The organism is Candidatus Termitispirillum reticulitermitis (assembly GCF_054655775.1).
Genome location: NZ_BAAIHG010000254.1, coordinates 1 through 501, shown reverse-complemented (window position 1 = coordinate 501; position 501 = coordinate 1). Strand labels below are relative to the sequence as shown.

The 501-nt window shown below is 44.9% G+C and carries 1 protein-coding gene; it reads left to right on the top strand.

Annotated features, from left to right (window positions below; genetic code table 11):
• Positions 1 to 501 (top strand): signal peptide peptidase SppA (sppA, locus tag AC1MDJ_RS08610; protein ID WP_479690487.1); only part of this gene is annotated, 501 nt, incomplete at both ends.

The window sequence follows — 501 nt, the reverse complement described above, 5'->3', positions numbered from 1 at the left end:
AATCTGATAGTATATTTAATGCTTTCAGTAAGCTAGAAAAAGATGATTCTGTTAAGGGTTATATTTTGCGCATTAACTCTGGTGGCGGGCTAGTGACGCCTAGCCAGCAGATTTATGAATATTTGCTTACTCTGAAGAAGCCGATATATGTTGCTATGAGTTCTGCTGCGGCATCCGGTGGCTACTTGGTGGCTATTGCTGCTAACAAAATCTATGCTATGCCCTCATCTGTGACGGGTAGTATAGGCGTAATAATGGAGCTATTTAACTACGAGGGACTTTACAGCAAGGTTGGGCTGAAAACCTTTACCATAAAGAGCGGTGTGTTTAAGGATGCGGGCAATCCCGGCAGACCGATGACGGATGCTGACAGAAAACTGCTTTCTGGTGTGGTAATGGATATGTATGAACAGTTTGTTACGGCTATTAGCACGCGTAGGAATATGACGGCTGATGATGTTAGACAGCTTGCTGACGGGCGCATATACACGGGGCAGATGG